Below are 16,421 nucleotides of genomic sequence, written 5' to 3'. Positions count from 1 at the left end.
CCCCGCCGCGAAACCCGGCACGGACACGGCCCGACGCCGGGAATTCCCCGGCGGCGGGCCGTGCTCGAACCGATCGGGTCTCGGGAGGCCGGGTCAGACCCGAGGCCGCCAGCGCTGGACCCGGAAGTAGCGGTCCGGGTCCGACCAGGACCCTTCCTCGACGAAGCCGGATCGGCTCGCCAGGTCCCGGAGCAGTCCCGGCGTGTATTTGTGCGAGTTCTCGACGTGGATCGACTCCCCCGCGGCGAAGCGGACCCGCAGGCCCGCCCCCGGGATGGCCACGTCCTGCTCACGGTCGCTGATCAGCCGCATCTCGACCCGGTGCCGCTCGGGGACGAACCGGGCCTGGTAGGCGAAGCGGTCGGGGTCGAAGTCGGCGTCCAGCTCCCGGTTGATCCGCGTGAGGATGTTCTTGCTGAACCGGGCGGTCACTCCCGCGGCGTCGTCGTAGGCGGCTTCCAGGGTCGCCGCGTCCTTGACCTGGTCGAGGCCGATCAGCAGCCGGTCCTCGGGGCCGAGGGCCTCGGAGAGGTGGCGGAGCAGCGCGACGGCGTCCTCGTCGTCGAAGTTCCCCAGGCTCGACCCGAGGAAGACGACCAGCTTGGGGCCCGGGAATCGGCGTCGGACCGCCCGCAGGGCCGTGTGGTAGTCGGAGACGATCCCGGTGACGTTCAACGCCGGATAGTCGTCGACCAGCGACCGGGCCGATTCCTCGAGGATGGTCTCCGAGACGTCGACCGGGACGTAATGGAGGCGGTCATACGCGTCCAGGGCCGCCTCGATGAGCCTCCGCGTCTTGGTCGAGCTGCCGCTGCCCAGCTCGATCATCACCGGGGCCTCGTCCCAGCCGGCGACCATCTCCCCGGCCTGGTCGCGGAGGATCGCGTCCTCGGTCCGGGTCGGGTAGTACTCGGGCTGCTCGCAGATCTGCTCGAAGAGCTCGGAGCCGGTCGCGTCGTAGAGGAATCGGCAGGGCAGCCACTTCGGCTCGTGAGTCAGGCCGCGACGGACGGCCGAGGCGAGGGTCTCGGCCCCGGACTCGGGGTCGCCGCCCGCGCCTGCCTCGGGTCGGAGGATCGAGAGGCGGTCGCGCGTCTGGCTCGTGCGTGTGATCGGCAAGAGAAACCTCGGGATGGTCGGACGTCGAATCGCTCGCGACCGGCTCCGTCCGGGTCGCGGCGGCTCGTCGCGGATCGAGAACGGCCCCTGTCCTTGGCGGGAGATCGCCCCCGGACTCTAGGCAAATGACGGGCCGCCGGCAACCCCCCCGCCGCGGGGGGATCATTCCCCCTGGGGCGGGAGCCTCCGGATTCGCTTGTTGACGTGAAAGTTCACCGAATCGTAGGGGCGGACGAGGTTCCCGGTGTCGAACAGCGGGCGCTGGGACTCCAGGTCCTCGGAGCCCAGGGCGTCGGAGAAGATCGCCTGGAGGTAGGCCACCCCCTTGCTCGACGGGCCGAATCGCTTCTCGTCGTAGAAGCTCCGGGAGAGCGGCCGGGCGTGGATCACCCCCCAGCGGTCCCGGAGCCGGGAGGCGTCGATCCCCTCGTGCACGAAGCCGCCCTGGCGATATTGCAGGGTGGCCATGTGGTTGTGCCTCCCCTCGACGAGCAGGTCCACCGACTCCCCGCCGAGCTGCGAGGCCTGGTAGCGGTCGAACCGGATCGGCCGGCCCCCGCGCTGGGTGTGGCCGATCTTCCGGCAGAAGATCGCCGCGTCGGCGCTCTCGTTGCGCCGCTTCCTCGTGAAGAAGGCGTCGCCGATGTGCTCGACGAGGATCTGCTTGACCGCCTCGGCCGCCCCGGAGTATTGCAGGTTCCCCGCCGGGTCCTTGGTCTGCCGGACGGCGCCGAAGTTGTTGCCCTGGGCGTCCTTGATCCCCTCCGAGACGACCAGCACCGCGTGCTTCTGGCGGTCGAGGATCTCCAGGACCCGGGTCACCACCGCCTCGGGGATGACGGGCACCTCGGGCACGAGGATCATGTCCGGCTGGCCGAAGGCGGTGCCCAGGGCGATCATGCCGCAGTCCCGGCCCATGACCTCGATGATGGCGACCCGCCGGTGGCTCTCGGCGGTGGTCCGGATCCGCTGCACGTTCTGGGCGGAGACGAAGACCGAGGTGGCGAAGCCGGGGGTGGCGAAGTTGACCATCTCCTCCAGCTCGAAGGGCCGCTCCGGGCGCTTCGCGTCGCGGAAGCCCTTCGTCGAGGACTCGTCGGGCTCCCGGACGAATTCGGTGGACTCGTCGGGGTAATTCAGGCCGAGGTCGTTGTCGATCGTCTTGGGGGCCAGCACGGCGGGCAGGTAGTCGCAGAGCGCCTGCATGCCGTTGAGCGTCCCGTCGCCGCCGACGCAGATCAGGCCCTCCACCCCGAGCCGGTTCAGCCGCTCGACGACCCGCTCGATCGTCTCCCGGTCGTCGCTGGCGACGTAGTCGCGCGAGGCCCCGAGGATCGTCCCCCCCCGCGCGGCGTCCAGCTCCGGGATCACCTGGAACAGGGGATTCAGGTGGACGTGGGGCACCTCGGGGTTGAGCAGCCCGCTGAACCCCTTGATCAGCCCGAAGACCTCGATCCGGAGCTGGTTGGCGCGCTCCACCGCCCCGGCGATCGTGGCGTTGAGGGCGGGCGTGTCGCCTCCGGCGGTCAGGATGCCGATGCGCTTCATTGATGCGTGTCCCGGGGCGGTTCTGCGACGGGGCGCGGACCGACCCGGCGGCGGGAGGGGACCCGCGGGCCGACGCGCCGGCGCGAATTCGAGGGGTTCGTCCGGCGTCGGCGATTATAGCAAATCAGGAGAGCCGGAGGGGCGGGGGGGCGTCTTCCAGGTCGAGCCGGACCGTGTCCCCGGCCGCCATCTGCCGACGCTTGCGCGTCTCGACCTCGCCGTTCACGAGGACCAGGCCGTCGGCGATCATCGCCTTGGCCTGGCCGCCGTTGTCGGCCCAGCCGGCGAGCTTGAGCACCTGCGTCAGGTTGATCGGCCGGTCACCGACGGGGAGTGTCTCGCTCATCGTCCCGCCCCAGTTGGCCGCCCAGGCCGCCCTGCAATTGCTCCGCGAAGGCCCTCCCGGCCTCCGCACCGCCCCGCTCCAGGACGCTCCGGATCAGGTCCGGATCGGCCCTCGGCTCGATCCCGGCGGATCGGTCGTCGGCCGTCCCGGTGGCGATCTCCCCGATCGGCCCGACCTGCGGCTCCCGGCCCGTCTCCAGCGCCCTCCAGAACGGCTCCAGCATCCTCGAGACCTCGGCCGGCAACGCCGGCTGGGCCAGCTTCAACGCCCGGTCGACCGCCTTGCCCGAGGGGCTCGTCAGGATCGGCGTCCGGCTCTGGGGGGCCAGGCCGACGACGAAGACCGTCGCCACCACCCCCAGGATCGCCCCCTCCAGCCCGCCGAGCATCATGCCGAGGTGGCGGTCGTACGCCTCGAACTTCCACCGCCTCAGGGTCGCCCGGATCGACCAGGCCACGCCGAAGACCGCCGCCGAGGTGCCGATGTACAGGGCGAGCATCGCCAGGCTCCGCGCCACGATCGGCTGCCCCGGGAAATGCGGGGCCACCTGGGAGGAGGTCGGCACCGCCACCGCGTAGCCGAGCACCAGCGAGAGGATGCTCGCCAGCTGCCAGGTGATGCCCCGCCAGGCCCCCCAGATCATCCCGGCGACGATCACCGCCGCCATCGCCACGTCGTAGGGCGTCATCCCGACCTCCGTGCCTCAAGGTTCCGATCGACTCCGTCCGACCGCCCGACATCCTAGCCTGCCCGCCCCTCCGGAGGAACCCGAGCTTCCGGGGAGGGGGCCCCGGCTCCCGGGCGGGGACGCGGGCGTGTGGGCCGGGGGAGGGTGACAGTCCCGCCGGGCCCGTCCGCGCATCCGAGGCCCCGAGCGGGGCCCCGTCCCGCCCTCAAGACGCCGGCCTGGCCCTCGGGTCGCCCCACCCCTCCCCCGCGTCGAGCCTCCGGAGGAAGTCCCGGATCGACTCCGACATCGGCCGCATCACCCCGGGCAGGGCCGCGTCGAGCCGGGGGGTCGCCAGGCCCCCTCGCAAGGGGCGTCGGGCGCCCTGGCCCAGCTCGGCGGTCGGCTTCGAGCCGATCGGGGAGGGGTCGAGCCCGAACCCCTCGGCGATCGCCCTCGCGAACGCCGGCCGGCCGACCACCTCCGGCCCGGCGACGTGGAAGAGGCCGGAGTGCCCCTCCTCCACCAGCCGGAGGGTCGCCAGCGCCACGTCGGGGCCGTAGCTGGGGCTGGAATGCTGGTCCGAGGGCACCATCACCGGCTCGCCGCCGACCAGCCTCCGGACCACCTGATAGGCGAAGTTCTTCCCCTGCCGCTCGGGGCCGTAGACCCAGCTCGTCCGGGCGATCAGCAGGCGATCCCCCAGCGCCTCGGCGATCGCCCGCTCGGCCTCCAACTTCGCCTCGCCGTAGGCGTTGGGGGGATCGGGGGCATCGTCCTCGGCGTCGGGTCCGTCCCGGCCGGGGAAGACGTAGTCGGTGGAGAAGTAGACGAACCGGGCGCCGAGGTCGGCCGTTACCCTCGCCAGGTTGAGCGGCTCCTCCCGGTTCGAGGCCCTCGCCCTGGCCGGATCCGCCTCGCAGCCGTCCACGTAGGTGAACCCGGCGGGGTAGAAGACGACGTCGGGTCGCTGCTCCCGGACCCAACGCGCCGCCCCCTCCCGGTCCGAGGCATCCAGCGGGTGCAGGCCCGGGTAGGGGACGGTGGCGAAGGTGCCGGCGGCCTCGTGGCCCCGGTCGGCCAGGTGCCGCAGGAGCCAGCCGCCGATCTGCCCCGAGCCGCCGATGACGATGGCCTTCATCAGGAGCGGAACCCCTTGCGCCTCAGGAAGCTGTATCGCTGCAACGAGTCCTCGATGACCGGCAGGGCGGTGGTCGACGGCTGGAATTCGTCCACCTCGACCGCCTTGCCCTCCAGGTACTTGTAGTCCTGGAAGAAGCGCCGGAGCATCTGGAGCCGGTGGGGGGGCAGCTCGTCGGCCTCCCGGAAGGAATTGAATTCCGGGTCGCCGCAGGCGACGGCGAGGACCTTGTGGTCCTTCTTGCCCGAGTCGATCATCGTCATCAGGCCGATGGCCCGGGCGGTGACCAGGGTCATCGGCGCCAGGGCCTCCTGGCAGAGCACGAGCACATCGAGCGGGTCGTCGTCCTCGGCGTAGGTCTGGGGGATGAAGCCGTAGTTGGCCGGATAGTAGACGGCTGAATAAAGCACCCGGTCCATCCGGAGCAGCCCGGTGCGCTTGTCCAGTTCGTACTTGATGTTCGCCCCCGTCGGGATCTCGACGATGGCGTTGAAGACCATGGGCAGGTCTTCGCCCGGGGTCACGTCGTGCCAGGGGTGGAGCATCGGGGCGGGGGCCTCGGGGATCGCGGACCGCTCGATCGGGCCCCTCGGCCCGACCTGGTCGGCCCATCATACCAGAAGACCGGCCCCGACGCCCCGCGATGATGCCCCGAGGCACGGCCCCGGCGTCCCCCCGACGCACCCCGACCGGCCGGTCATCGGCCGTGGGCGGTGTCGGCCAGGTCGTCGGCCAGGCGTTCGAGGACTTCGCGGCTGAGCTGGAATTGCGACGGCCGCCGGCGTCGGTCGGCCGAGTCGAAGGTCATCCGGTCCAGCCGGAGCGTGCCCGACTTGTTCAATCGGACCTCGTAGTACGACTTCAATTGCCCCCTGGGCGTGGGGGACTGGCTGCGGAGCTCGACCTCGCCCCCCTGGGCGTCGACCTCCAGCACCACCAGGGGCTCCATCAGGTAATTGACCTTCTTCGCCAGGCGGTCCCCCCAGGCCTGCAGCTCGTCGATGGTCCACCCCGGGCGGTTGGGGTCGATGACGGCGAAGTCCAGGTGCTCGAGCATCACGCCGACGGGGGCGTTGGCGGAGACGTCGAGCTCCAGGCGGTCCGGCCCCTCCTGGGCCGAGACGATTCCGGTCTGGTCGGGCCGGGCGTCAAGCTCGGCGGCGATCGCGGTGCTCAGGCTCATGGGGCTGCCCTCCCAGGGGGCGGATCGTGTGGTCGGAGCCGTCGAACGAGAGGAGCGTGGGGCGCCCCTCGACGCAGGTCTCCAGGTGGATCGGTCGCGTCCAGAGGCGATGCAAGTGCCGGAGCGTGTCCTGGGCGTAGTCGAGCTTCAGGTCGACCCCGAAGTATTCTTGCTCCAGGTACATCTCGCCCCGGTTCCGGTAGTTGCCGTCCTTCACCCGGATGATCGGCCGGCCGAAGTTCGTCAGGCCGAAGAGCAGGCGATCCTTGATCTTCTTGAACTCGCGGCTCTCGATCTCGTACAGCTCCGACTGGTCGTTATGCCGGTAGCTGAACATCTGGTGCCGGCGGCAGAAATCGGGGGTGAGGAAGGTGTCGATGAAGGTCACGTCGCTGTGGATCCGGCGGACCTCGAAGATCTTCCGCCGGCCGAGTCCGGCCGAGGTGTCCCAATTCCGGCGCCGCTCGAAGTCGTCGCAGGACTCGTACTCGGGGCCGAATTGCCCCTTGTCCCAGCGCTCCTCGATGTCCCGGAACAGCTCGATGCCGAGCTTGTAGGGGTTGAGCCTCCCCGGCTGGGTGGCCATCGTGCCGGAGTGGTGGTCGGCGTAGTCGACCAACTCCGAGCCGTCGAGCAGCCGGGTGGTCATCATGGTCGAGTGCCAGTACGACGCCCAGCCCTCGTTCATGATCTTGGTCTGCCCCTGCGGGGCGAAGTAGTAGGCCTCCTCCCTGACGATCGCCAGGACGTCGAGCTGCCAGGCGTTGAGCGGGGCGTGCTCCAGCAGGAACAGCAGCACGTCCCGCTCCGGGTTCTCGGGGAAGCGGCGGGCCTGGGCCTTCTCGGCCTCGCGGCGGCGGGCCGCCTCCTTGAGCACCTCGGGGGGGTTGACGAAGCTGTCCATGTAGCCCTTGCTGCGGAACTTGTCCGAGGGGGCCTCGCCCTCGTCGTTCGCGGAGAAGTCGTAGCGGTTGGCCTCGTCCCGGCGCTTGATGAACGGCGAGTGGATGTCGATCAGGTTGTCCAGGCACAGGCAGCTGTCGATGAAGTCCTCGACCGCCTCTTCGCCGAACCGCTCCATGTAGGACCGGATCCGGCTGCCGTGGTTGGCCATCTCGTCCATCATCTTGCGGTTGGTCGGCGCGAAGCAGACGTTGTTCTTGAAGAAGTCGTTGTGGCCGTAGACGTGGGCCATCACCAGCTTCTGGTCGACCGGCATGTTGCAGCGCAGCAGGTACGCGTAGCAGGGGTCGGTGTTGATCACCATCTCGTAGATCTTCTGCAGCCCGTAGCGGTACCCCTTGGAGAGCTGCTCGTACTCCATGCCGAACCGCCAGTGCGGGTACCGGGTGGGGAACCCCCCCAGGGCGGCGATCTCGGACAGCTCGTCGTAGTCGAGCACCTCGAAGATCGTGTCGTAGAAGTCCAGCCCGTAGGAGCGCGCGTGCGCCTCAATCTCCGCCTGCAGGGCCCGGAGGTCGGCCGGCAAGTCGTGCTGGGTGCTGACGAAGGTCATGATGTTCGTGCTCCGCGAGGCTTCGACTTCCCGGCGGGCCGACGCCCGATCGGCCCTGCAACGATTCGACCGTTCAGGGCATGAAATCGTTCACGGCGACCCGGCCGACCTCGACGCCCCCGATGATGACCGGGACCGATTCGCCCTTCTTGAAGTTGCTCGTCGCCCGGTAGCGGGCGGAATCTCCCCGACCTGTCGGGTCGGAGTGGGCTTCGACGTGGCCGGCCTTCAGGTCGACGATCCAGTAGGACGCGAGTCGGGAGGCGGCATAACGTCGCCACTTGAGCCCACGATCATCGGCGTAGGTGGAGTCGGAGACCTCGATCACGATCGCGACACCCTCCGCCCTCGGGTCGTCGTGAATGAGGCGGTCGATCGGTCCCCGGACGATGGAGATGTCGGGCATCGGACGCCACCGCCGGCCGGCGACGATCGGCTTCTCCTCGAAGATGATCCATTCGGGGGGCACCAGGGCACGGAGCGCGGACGCCAGCCTGTAGACCGTGCTATTGTGCGGCGGATAGGTCGTCATCTTCCGGACGGGGATGCCCCCCAGCAATTCCAGTCGCACGTCGTGCGGGAACACCCCTGCCTCGACCGCCTTGAGGAACTGGCGGACGGTCAGCCGGTACGGCCGGACGGTCGCTCGCGGGCCAGGCGGCTGGGCGGTCTGGGTCGACATCGGTCCTCCCCTCGGAGCGGGCTGGCGGCCTCAACGACCCCGGCCGAGGAACTCCTTGATCGACTCGTAAATCCCCTCTTTATCGCGGATCTCGGACAGGGCCAGGTTCGGCTCGTCCTCGAAGGCGTCTTCCAGCTCGCGGATGAACTCGCCGGAGCCGTACGGGCTCTCGACCTGGCCGTAGCCGAAGAGGTTGCACTTGGGGAGGATGCCGTTGCGGAGCAGCTCGACGCAGTGGCGGTTGTCCTCGCCCCAGTTGTCGCCGTCGGAGAAGTGCAGGACGTAGATGTTCCAGTCGGCCGGGGGGTGCTCGGCCTCGATGATCTTGTGGGCCAGCCGGTAGGCGGAGCTGATCCTCGTCCCCCCGGACTCCCGGGTGTGGTAGAAGGTGTGCTCGTCCACCTCCCTGGCCGCCGCGTCGTGGATGATGTAGCGGGTCGTGACGCCGTCGTACTGGCTGCGGAGCCAGGTGTCGATCCAGAAGGCCTCGATCCGGACGATCTCCTTCTGGTCGTCGGTCATGCTGCCGGAGACGTCCATCAGGTAGAAGACGACGGCGTTGGTCTGCGGCAGGTAGATCGGGTTCCAGGAGCGGTAGAGCTTGTCCTCGCGGACGGGGATGACGATCGGGTCGTCGGGATTGTAGGTGTTCGAGGCGATCTGGCGGCGGAGGGCCTTCTTGTAGGTCCGCTTGAAGTGGCGGAGGCTCTCGGGGCCGGCCTGGCGGATGCCGGTGTACTTGTCCTTCTCCTCGATGATGTTGGCCTGGCCCTTGGGCTGGATCCGGGGCAGCTCCAGCTCCTCGCCGAGGATCTGGGCCAGCTCGTCCATGGTGAGCTCGACCTCGAGGATGTGCTGGCCGGGGCGGTCGCCGGCCTCGCCGGCCCCCTCCTCGCCCTCGCCGGAGCGGCCGATCGGCTGGCCGACGTCGCCGGGCCCCTGGCCGACGCCGCCGGAGCCCTTGGAGCCGTAGCGGAACTCCGGCAGGTCGATCGACGGCATCGGGATCGAGACGAGCTCGCCCCCGGTCTTGCCGATCATCTCCCCGTGGGTGATGTACTTCTTCAGGTCCGCCTTGATCTTCCCGCGGACGATCTGCCGGAACCGGCTCTGGTCCCGCTCGATTTTGCGTACCACGGACAATCACCCTCACCGTTGGGGACCGAGGTCGGCCTGGTATCCGGATCAAATCGGGCTCGACGCGGGGGAGGACACTCGACGGCGACGCGGGGTCAGGGGCGGGGCGGCGGCACCACGAGGGTGCCGTCGCCCCAGACGATCCGAGTCGGCGAGCGATCCCCGTGACGAGCCTTGAATTCCTCCAGCGCCCGGATCATCATCCGTTGCTGGGAGGCCGGGCTGCGTTCCCGCCGGAGGCGCATGGTGTTGGCCAATGGGGCCGCCAGCAGGGCGATCGCCGCCATGGCCATCCAGATTCGGAATCGGGGATAGGTTCGTCGCATCCGCGTTTCCCCCACAGACGCCCCGCCGCCGCCCCGGTCGGGGCGCCGGCGGGGCGGCGTCCCGATCACCCGCCGCCGCGCTTCACGTCGCCCCGGGCGAAGATGCTGGCCACGTAGTTCAGCACGTCGGAGGCCGAGTCCTCGTCGTAGCCGTAGTCCCGGATCAGCCGGCCCTTGACGATGTCGATCTTCTCCTGGGTGTCCTTGTCGACGACGCTGGAGACAAGGCTCGTCAGCTTGATCGTGTCCTTCTGGTCCTGGAAGAGTTTCAGCTCCAGGGCCTTCTGGAGCCGCTCGTTGGTCTTGTAGTCGAACGACTTGCCGTCGAGCGACAGGGCGCCGATGTAGTTCATGATCTCGCGGCGGAAGTCGTCCTTGCGGCTCTCGGGGATGTCGATCTTCTCCTCGATCGACCGCATCAGCCGCTCGTCCGGCTCCTCGGGCTGGCCGGTGTACTTGTTCTTGACCTTCTCGCGCTGGGTATACGCCTTGACGTTGTCGATGTAATTGCCGCAGAGCCGGGTCAGCGCCTCCTCGTCGGCGGCGATGGCGCGCTGGACCTCGTTCTTGACGACGTCCTCGTACTCCTCCTTCACCACGGCGAGCAGGTGCTTGTAGTGCTTGCGGACCTCCTCGTTGTTGATCAGGGAGTGGTGCCGCAGGCCCGTCTCCAGCTCGTTGAGGACCATGAACGGGTTGACCGAACGCTCGTCGGCGTGGGCGACCAGGGCGTTGGAGATCTTGTCCTGGACGTATCGCGGGCTGATGCCGTGCATCCCCTCGCGCTCGGCCTCCTCCTTCAGCTCCTTGATGTTGTCTTCGGTGAAGCCGGGCAGGGTCTTGCCGTTGTAGAGCTTCAGCTTCTGCATCAGCGTCAGGCCGGCGTTCTTGGGCTCCTCCAGCCGGGTGAGGACGGCCCACATCGCGGCCACCTCCAGGGTGTGCGGCGCGATCCGCTTGCCCGTGACCCGCCGGCTGTTGTAGTCCTTCTCGTAGATCTTCACCTCGTCGGACAGCTTGGTGACGTAGGGCACGTCGATCTTCACCGTCCGGTCCCGCAGCGCCTCCATGAACTCGTTGGACTGGAGCTTGCGGTACTCCGGCTCGTTGGTGTGGCCGACGATCACCTCGTCGATGTCCGTCTGCGCGAACTTCTTCGGCTTGATCTTGTGCTCCTGGCTGGCCCCGAGCAGGTCGTACAGGAAGGCCACGTCCAGCTTGAGCACCTCGATGAATTCGATGATGCCGCGGTTGGCGATGTTGAACTCGCCGTCGAAATTGAAGGCGCGGGGGTCGGAGTCCGACCCGTATTCGGCGATCTTGCGATAATTGATGTCGCCGGTCAGCTCGGTGGCGTCCTGATTCTTCTCGTCCTTGGGCTGGAAGGTGCCGATGCCGATGCGGTCCTGCTCGGAGAGGATGACGCGGCGGACCCGGATGTCGTCCAGCACCCGGGTCCAGTCGCCGCTGTAGCTCGCCAGCCGCTCCTTGAACATCTGCCGGCAGTACGGGTCGAGGTCGCCGACGATCCGGACCTGGAAGTCGTCCGGGCTCCGGCCCTCGTTCAGCTCGCCCAGCAGGGCGGCCCGATGCTCCAGGGGGACCAGCCGCAGCGGCTCCTCGTGCATCGGGCAGGGGATCCAGTGCGTCTCCCCGTCGGGGCCTTCCTCCCTCCAGTCGAAGGTGTAGAGGGCCCCCTCGTCGGTCTGGGAGTAGTACTCCATCCCCTTCTTCAGCAGCCGGGCGATGGTGCTCTTGGAGCTGCCGACCGGCCCGTGCAGCAGCAGCACCCGGCGCTCGGTGCCGTAGCCCAGGGCGGCGCTCTTGAGCACGTTGACCAGGTTCATCAACGGCTTCTCGAGGCCGAAGATCGCGTCGTGCCCGTCGTCGATCGGATCGTCGAAGAACTTGTAGCGGACGTACTTCTCCTTGTGGATGACGATCTCATCGGTGCCGAAGCTGAGGATCATGTCGTAGACCCGCTGGTACGCGTTCCGCGTGACCTTGGGGTCCCGGGCGACGAAGTCGAGATACTCGGCGAACGTCCCGGTCCAGTGCTTCTTCTGGTACTCCGCCAGGTCCTGGCGGCGGGCGATCTTGGCGATCAGGTCCGATCCGGCCGTCATGCGGTGTCCCTCCTGACTGCTCGGTGCTTCCGGACGCGACGGGTGGCGCGACGGGCATGGGCGCGATGGCGCGCGGCGACGACGGGGAGGGACGGCGAGCCCGCTCCCCCTGATGCCGACCGGCGCCTGCGCAGGGGGCGATGAACCTCGGAAAGAGGCGATGCCGAATTGTCAACGTGTCGTGGGGAGGGCCCGGCCCGGGACGCGATCGGTGATCTGCGCGAATGATGACGCTGGGGGCTGGCCGCGATGGCGGGCGTTTCAGCCGCGGCGGCGGTCTCCTCCTGCCGCCGCCTCGGGCGCTGGCCGGGCCTGATCGACTATTACAATCCTCACACCGGGCCGAGTCAATGTCAAGCGGAGGTGCATCGCGTCGAAGCCCCGGCCGGGGGGCTCAGGCCGCCGCCTCAGCCCCTCCCTCACCCGGGTCGGCCGCGGCCGGGACGGCCCCCGACGCGGATCGGCCGCCCAGCTCGACGAGCGCCGCCAGCACCCCAAGCCCGACCACGAGCGTGGCGTAATGCGCGTAGCTGTCGGCCGCGGGCAACACCCAGGGCTGCGACGGCAGCGAGAGCATCAGCAGGTACGACCCCCCGGCCGGGATCCCCGCGGCGATCCCCCCGATCGCCAGCGCCGCCACCAGGTGTCCGCCCTCGGCCCGGAGCAGCCGGCCGTAGCCCCCCAGGGCCGCCCCGACCCCGCCCCGACACCACGGCACCGCCCCGGCCAGCCCCGAGAACGCCACCGCCGCCCCCTGCAGGAAGACCGGGCCCCAGCCGAGCATCGGCGCCAGGGCCGTCCGGGCCACGCCGTCCGGCACGTAGGGCAGGGCCAGGTACGCCGAGGTCGCCGCGTAGCGGGCCGGCATCACCAGCAGGCAGGCCAGCACGGCCGCCGGCAGCACCACCAGCGCGGGGCCGACCGGCACCGGCTCCACGTCGCTCGACCGCTCCGACCGCCGGAGCTCCACCAGCACCCAGGCCGCCAGCACCCCGTCGGCCGAGAGCATCACCAGCGGCACCACGATCGGCTCGACGAACAGGCACCCCCCCATCGGGAAGTCCCCGGGGGTCGCCAGCATCGTGGCCACCCGGTACAGCCCGTACAGGGCCGCCGAGGCCCACGCCAGCGTCGCCCTCGCCGGCAGCGACCGGCCCGAGACCTCCGCCTCGGGATCCCCCCAACGCTCGGCCGAGTACTTGAACGCCACGAACCCGCCGATCCCCAGCAGCACCAGCAGGTCCGCCAGGCTGAACAGGTCCCGCATCGGCGTCAGGGCCGCGAGGATGCCCTGCTCGATCGCCACCTCGGGGACCGACTTGCTCCTCGTCAGCACCGCCAGGTCCGCCAGCCCCGCCGGCCGGTTGTAGCGGAACAGCAGCGCCGTCGTCCACGAGAGCACCGACGCCCCCAGCGCGATCATCACCAGCCGGACCGACACCCGGAGCCTCCCCGCCGCCTCCCCGATCAACCGGACGTGCCCCGGCAGGTCGAACAACTGCTTCAGTGCCCTGCCCGGCCCCTGGGCCACGATCACCACCAGCAGCAGGGCGAGCAGCCCCAGCACCCAGGTCCCCAGCGCCTCGCTCCCCGGCGCGGCCCGGGGGGACGCCAGCGTCTGGCCCCAGAACCACCGCCGCAGCGCCAGCAGCGGCATCTCGTACTCGCCCGGGGCGTTCTGGGCCCAGAGCAGCGGCGGCATCGGCATCAGCAGGCGATCCAAGGCGTCCTCCCCCGATCGGTCGTCATCCCCCCGGCGGCCGTCCTCGCGGCCCGATCGGGGCGGCTCGACGGGGGGCGACGACAATTGTAGCGGACCCGGACGCCCCCGGCACGGGGGGCGGCCGGGACGATCGACCCGACCGCCCCCGGTCAGCGGACCGCGCCCCCGCCGGCCCGTCGCACCGGCCCGTCCCCGGGGGGGCCAGGGGAGGGGGAGAGCCCCGGCCCCATCCCGGCGGCGGCCTCGGGGGTATAGAGCCGGAGGTAGCGGTAGTAGACCTCCAGGCTGAGGGTCGCCAGGGCGGTCGCGTAGACCCGGCCGCCGTGGGTGCCGTACCGGGTGGGGTCGGGGTCCCAGCTCCCGGCCTTGTGGCCGTCCCGCCGCTGCAGGCCGACCAGCGAATCCCGAACCGAGGCATTCCAGCGGTCCCAGGACCGGCCCCCCGCCTGGTACATGGCCAGCGTGGCGTAGTACCAGTAGTAGGCATTGAAGGCGTCGGCCGTCGGCAGGTTCTGGAGCAGGAAGCCGGCCGCCTCGTCGCTGGCCGCGCCGGGGCCGCCGATGCCGAGGAACTGGCGGCAGACCCAGGCCTCGGCCGTCATCACCGGGTCCGCCGGCCGGGAGGGCTGATACCGGGCCAGCCCCGAGGCGTCGCCGTCCTCGACCCGGGTCAGCCAGTTCCGGGCCGACTGCACCGCCCCCGGCGGCACCGCCACACCGACCTCCGAGGCCGACTTGAGCACCATCACCACCCACCCCAGGACGCTCGTGTCGCCGATCGGCGGGTGCGGGTCGTAGTCCCACCCCCGCCCGTCCTCGGAGGGGCTCCGCCGGATCTCGCCGTTCGGCGCGTATCGCCAGCCCATCAGGCCGGGGTAGGTCGCCTCGGCGAGGAACCCGACGGCCCGCACGACGGGCCCTTTCAGCTTCGGGTCGCCGCTCAGGGCGTAGGCCTCCGAGAGCGCCAGCGTCGCCATCGCGTGGCAGTACATCCCCACGGCCCGGCTCGGCCCCCGGAGGTCCCCGTCGGGCCCCTGGGAGGCCAGCAGGAAGTCGACCCCCCGGCCGACGACCGTCTCGTACTTCCCCTCGGTGTGCGAGTAGCCGGACCCCAGGAACGCGAGCAAGGCCAGGCCCGTGACCGCCGTGTCGGCCTCCCAGTAGTAGCACTCCCCCGAGCAGAGGTCGGCCGGCGGGCAGTGGGCGGTGAAGCTGTCCTCCCCCTTCGGGGCCGAGCCGTCCCGGAACCGGGCGGTGCCGGCGTCCCATCTCCCGTCGGCGTCCTGGTGCCGGGAGAGCCAGTCGAGCGCCCGCTCCACCGCCTCCTCGCTGGCGGCGCTGGCCCCGGCCCTCCGGGCGAGGGCCGATCGGTTCGGATCCAGCCGGGGGCGGTAGACCGCCGGCACGTCGAGCAGCGGGCGGCCCCCCGGCGCCCCGCCGATCCCCGGCAGGTCGGGCAGGTCAAGCAGGGCCCCCGGCTCGAACCGGCCCAGGTCCGGCCCCTCCCGGGAGGCCAATCGCCCGGCCAGGCCGCCCGCGGCCTCCCCCCCCTCGGCCCTCGGCCGGGAGGCGTCCCTCAGGTCGGCCTCGGGCAAGGTCGGCCCCGACGGGCGGTCCTCGGGGAGGCGGATCGGCGCCGCCACGGCGTCCGGGTCGGCAGAGGCGGGCTCGAGCCCGCCCTCGGCTCCCGACATCGGCCCGGCCGGGGCGGCGGCCCCCGGCGCCGGATCCCGATCGCCGGCGACCGGACCGGGGTCGGTCGGCATGTCGGGCAATTCCAGGTCGGGCAGGGGGGCCATCCCCCCGGGCCGGGCCGGGGGCCGGACCTCGGCCCCCCCCCGGGGCCCCTCCGGGCGGGCCGCGAGCCTCCCAAGGTCGGGCAGGGGGGGAGGCGCCCGGTCCGGGGCGGGGCGGTCCGGGCGGACTACCTCGGCGACCTCCGCCGGGTCGACCGCGCTCGGGACGATCTCCGAGGCCGGTTCCGGCCCCGGGTCGAGCCCCATCGGCCGCTCCTCCATCGTCCCCCGGACGACCAGATCCGCCCTCGGCGCCGCCCCGTCGAGCCTCGGGGCCTCGGCCTCGTCGAAGGCCAGGGGGAGGGGGGCCTCGGGCTCGACCGGCCCCGGCCGGATCGCCCCCGGGCCCGGATCCTCCGGCGTCGGCAGGGCGAACGCGAACGCGGCCAGGTCCGCGTCGGTCGCGAGGGCGCCCCCCCGGCCGTCCGACCCGGGACGCCCCGAGGACTCCTCAACCCCGGAATCCCCCAGGGGCGATCGGACCCGGATCTCCCGGATCCCCGGCTCGTCGGCCATCGTCCCGTCGGGCATCCCCGGCGCGATCAGCCGGGACAGCTCGTCCCCCCCGAAGAACGCCAGCCCCACGTGGGCCAGCACCGAGAGCACCAGGCACTTCCGGAGGATCCGCCTCGACCCCCATCCCGTCCAGGCGATCAGGCCCACGAGCAGGGCGACCACCCCCAGGCTCGCCCAGGCCCCCACGTCGGCCCGGAGCAGTCGGAGGAAAGGTTCCAGGTTCAGGCCGGTCATCGCTCCTCCGGTCCTCGGCTCGGGCCCCGATCGTCCGGGGGGCCGGCGGGTCGGCCCGGCAGGCCGGCCCGCCGGGCGTCGTCAGGTGGTGATTCGTCCGGTGAGGCTTCGCGTTGGATCGGGGGCGGAGGCGAGGTCTCTGGCGTCGTGTCGGAGGCTCGAAGGTTGGGCCCGGGCAGGCGAGGGCGAGGTCTCCGGGAGATCCCTGACAAGAGCGGTCGTCTCCGACCCCCGACCCTCTCCCCGACCTCGGGGGAGGGGGTGGCCGGGGGACGGGTGAGGGGGGATCGGACGACCCGCGAGGCCTCGGGTCGAACGCCGGGGCCCCTCACCCCGGGCCGCTCCCCGCGAGAGGGGAGCG

General features: G+C 70.9%; 14 protein-coding genes. All 14 read right to left on the bottom strand.

All coding sequences use genetic code 11. The annotated features are described in order from the left end of the window. Nucleotides 1–93: 93 nt before the first annotated feature. A complete protein-coding gene (gene egtD, locus ElP_RS30330) occupies nucleotides 94–1,119 on the bottom strand; it encodes an L-histidine N(alpha)-methyltransferase (RefSeq protein WP_231749321.1) in 1,026 nt (341 codons plus the stop codon). A gap of 162 nt (nucleotides 1,120–1,281) precedes the next feature. Continuing rightward, entirely contained in the window at nucleotides 1,282–2,667 is a 1,386-nt protein-coding gene (locus ElP_RS30325) for a 6-phosphofructokinase (protein WP_145276629.1), read from the bottom strand. Between the two features lie 124 nt (nucleotides 2,668–2,791). After that, entirely contained in the window at nucleotides 2,792–3,013 is a 222-nt protein-coding gene (locus ElP_RS30320; protein WP_145276627.1) for an RNA-binding S4 domain-containing protein, read from the bottom strand. Then, nucleotides 2,988–3,701 (bottom strand): CvpA family protein, encoded by a 714-nt coding sequence (locus ElP_RS30315; RefSeq protein ID WP_145276625.1) that lies wholly within the window; start codon nucleotides 3,699–3,701, stop codon nucleotides 2,988–2,990. The genes ElP_RS30320 and ElP_RS30315 overlap by 26 nt, the downstream gene beginning before the upstream one ends. A 205-nt stretch (nucleotides 3,702–3,906) precedes the next feature. Further along, complete coding sequence (locus ElP_RS30310) at nucleotides 3,907–4,821, bottom strand: SDR family oxidoreductase (protein WP_145276624.1); 915 nt, start codon at nucleotides 4,819–4,821, stop codon at nucleotides 3,907–3,909. Then, nucleotides 4,821–5,366, bottom strand: a complete 546-nt coding sequence (locus ElP_RS30305) for an inorganic diphosphatase (protein WP_145276622.1) — start codon at nucleotides 5,364–5,366, stop codon at nucleotides 4,821–4,823. Before ElP_RS30305 ends, ElP_RS30310 begins: the two co-directional genes overlap by 1 nt. A 152-nt stretch (nucleotides 5,367–5,518) precedes the next feature. Further along, a complete protein-coding gene (locus ElP_RS30300) occupies nucleotides 5,519–6,004 on the bottom strand; it encodes a hypothetical protein (protein WP_145276620.1) in 486 nt (161 codons plus the stop codon). After that, entirely contained in the window at nucleotides 5,970–7,520 is a 1,551-nt protein-coding gene (locus tag ElP_RS30295; RefSeq protein ID WP_145276618.1) for a SpoVR family protein, read from the bottom strand. The genes ElP_RS30300 and ElP_RS30295 overlap by 35 nt, the downstream gene beginning before the upstream one ends. A 73-nt stretch (nucleotides 7,521–7,593) precedes the next feature. Beyond that, nucleotides 7,594–8,202, bottom strand: coding sequence for a Uma2 family endonuclease (locus tag ElP_RS30290; protein ID WP_145276616.1), 609 nt, complete (start codon nucleotides 8,200–8,202; stop codon nucleotides 7,594–7,596). A 30-nt stretch (nucleotides 8,203–8,232) separates the two neighbouring features. Then, nucleotides 8,233–9,339, bottom strand: a complete 1,107-nt coding sequence (locus ElP_RS30285) for a DUF444 family protein (RefSeq protein ID WP_145276614.1) — start codon at nucleotides 9,337–9,339, stop codon at nucleotides 8,233–8,235. Between the two features lie 95 nt (nucleotides 9,340–9,434). Next, entirely contained in the window at nucleotides 9,435–9,665 is a 231-nt protein-coding gene (locus tag ElP_RS30280; protein WP_145276612.1) for a hypothetical protein, read from the bottom strand. Nucleotides 9,666–9,730: 65 nt separating this feature from the next. Then, the gene (locus ElP_RS30275; protein WP_145276610.1) at nucleotides 9,731–11,791 is read right to left on the bottom strand and encodes a PrkA family serine protein kinase; all 2,061 of its coding nucleotides are present in this window, start codon (nucleotides 11,789–11,791) and stop codon (nucleotides 9,731–9,733) included. A 394-nt stretch (nucleotides 11,792–12,185) separates the two neighbouring features. Further along, the gene (locus ElP_RS30270) at nucleotides 12,186–13,514 is read right to left on the bottom strand and encodes a hypothetical protein (RefSeq protein WP_145276608.1); all 1,329 of its coding nucleotides are present in this window, start codon (nucleotides 13,512–13,514) and stop codon (nucleotides 12,186–12,188) included. Between the two features lie 149 nt (nucleotides 13,515–13,663). Continuing rightward, nucleotides 13,664–16,060, bottom strand: a complete 2,397-nt coding sequence (locus ElP_RS30265) for a hypothetical protein (protein ID WP_145276606.1) — start codon at nucleotides 16,058–16,060, stop codon at nucleotides 13,664–13,666. Between the last annotated feature and the right edge of the window lie 361 nt (nucleotides 16,061–16,421).

Origin of the sequence: Tautonia plasticadhaerens (genome assembly GCF_007752535.1) — a bacterium.
GTDB classification, from domain to species: domain Bacteria; phylum Planctomycetota; class Planctomycetia; order Isosphaerales; family Isosphaeraceae; genus Tautonia; species Tautonia plasticadhaerens.
Note: the sequence above shows the minus strand (reverse complement) of the source record. Positions and strands in the feature narration are given on the sequence as shown.

Bases quoted from the DNA above. Each gene is read 5' to 3' on its own strand.
- ElP_RS30325 (WP_145276629.1), bottom strand. From the start codon at position 2,667: ATGAAGCGCATCGGCATCCTGACCGCCGGAGGCGACACGCCCGCCCTC.
- ElP_RS30320 (WP_145276627.1), bottom strand. From the start codon at position 3,013: ATGAGCGAGACACTCCCCGTCGGTGACCGGCCGATCAACCTGACGCAG.
- ElP_RS30315 (WP_145276625.1), bottom strand. From the start codon at position 3,701: ATGACGCCCTACGACGTGGCGATGGCGGCGGTGATCGTCGCCGGGATG.
- ElP_RS30310 (WP_145276624.1), bottom strand. From the start codon at position 4,821: ATGAAGGCCATCGTCATCGGCGGCTCGGGGCAGATCGGCGGCTGGCTC.
- ElP_RS30305 (WP_145276622.1), bottom strand. From the start codon at position 5,366: ATGCTCCACCCCTGGCACGACGTGACCCCGGGCGAAGACCTGCCCATG.
- ElP_RS30300 (WP_145276620.1), bottom strand. From the start codon at position 6,004: ATGAGCCTGAGCACCGCGATCGCCGCCGAGCTTGACGCCCGGCCCGAC.
- ElP_RS30295 (WP_145276618.1), bottom strand. From the start codon at position 7,520: ATGACCTTCGTCAGCACCCAGCACGACTTGCCGGCCGACCTCCGGGCC.
- ElP_RS30290 (WP_145276616.1), bottom strand. From the start codon at position 8,202: ATGTCGACCCAGACCGCCCAGCCGCCTGGCCCGCGAGCGACCGTCCGG.
- ElP_RS30280 (WP_145276612.1), bottom strand. From the start codon at position 9,665: ATGCGACGAACCTATCCCCGATTCCGAATCTGGATGGCCATGGCGGCG.
- ElP_RS30275 (WP_145276610.1), bottom strand. From the start codon at position 11,791: ATGACGGCCGGATCGGACCTGATCGCCAAGATCGCCCGCCGCCAGGAC.
- ElP_RS30265 (WP_145276606.1), bottom strand. From the start codon at position 16,060: ATGACCGGCCTGAACCTGGAACCTTTCCTCCGACTGCTCCGGGCCGAC.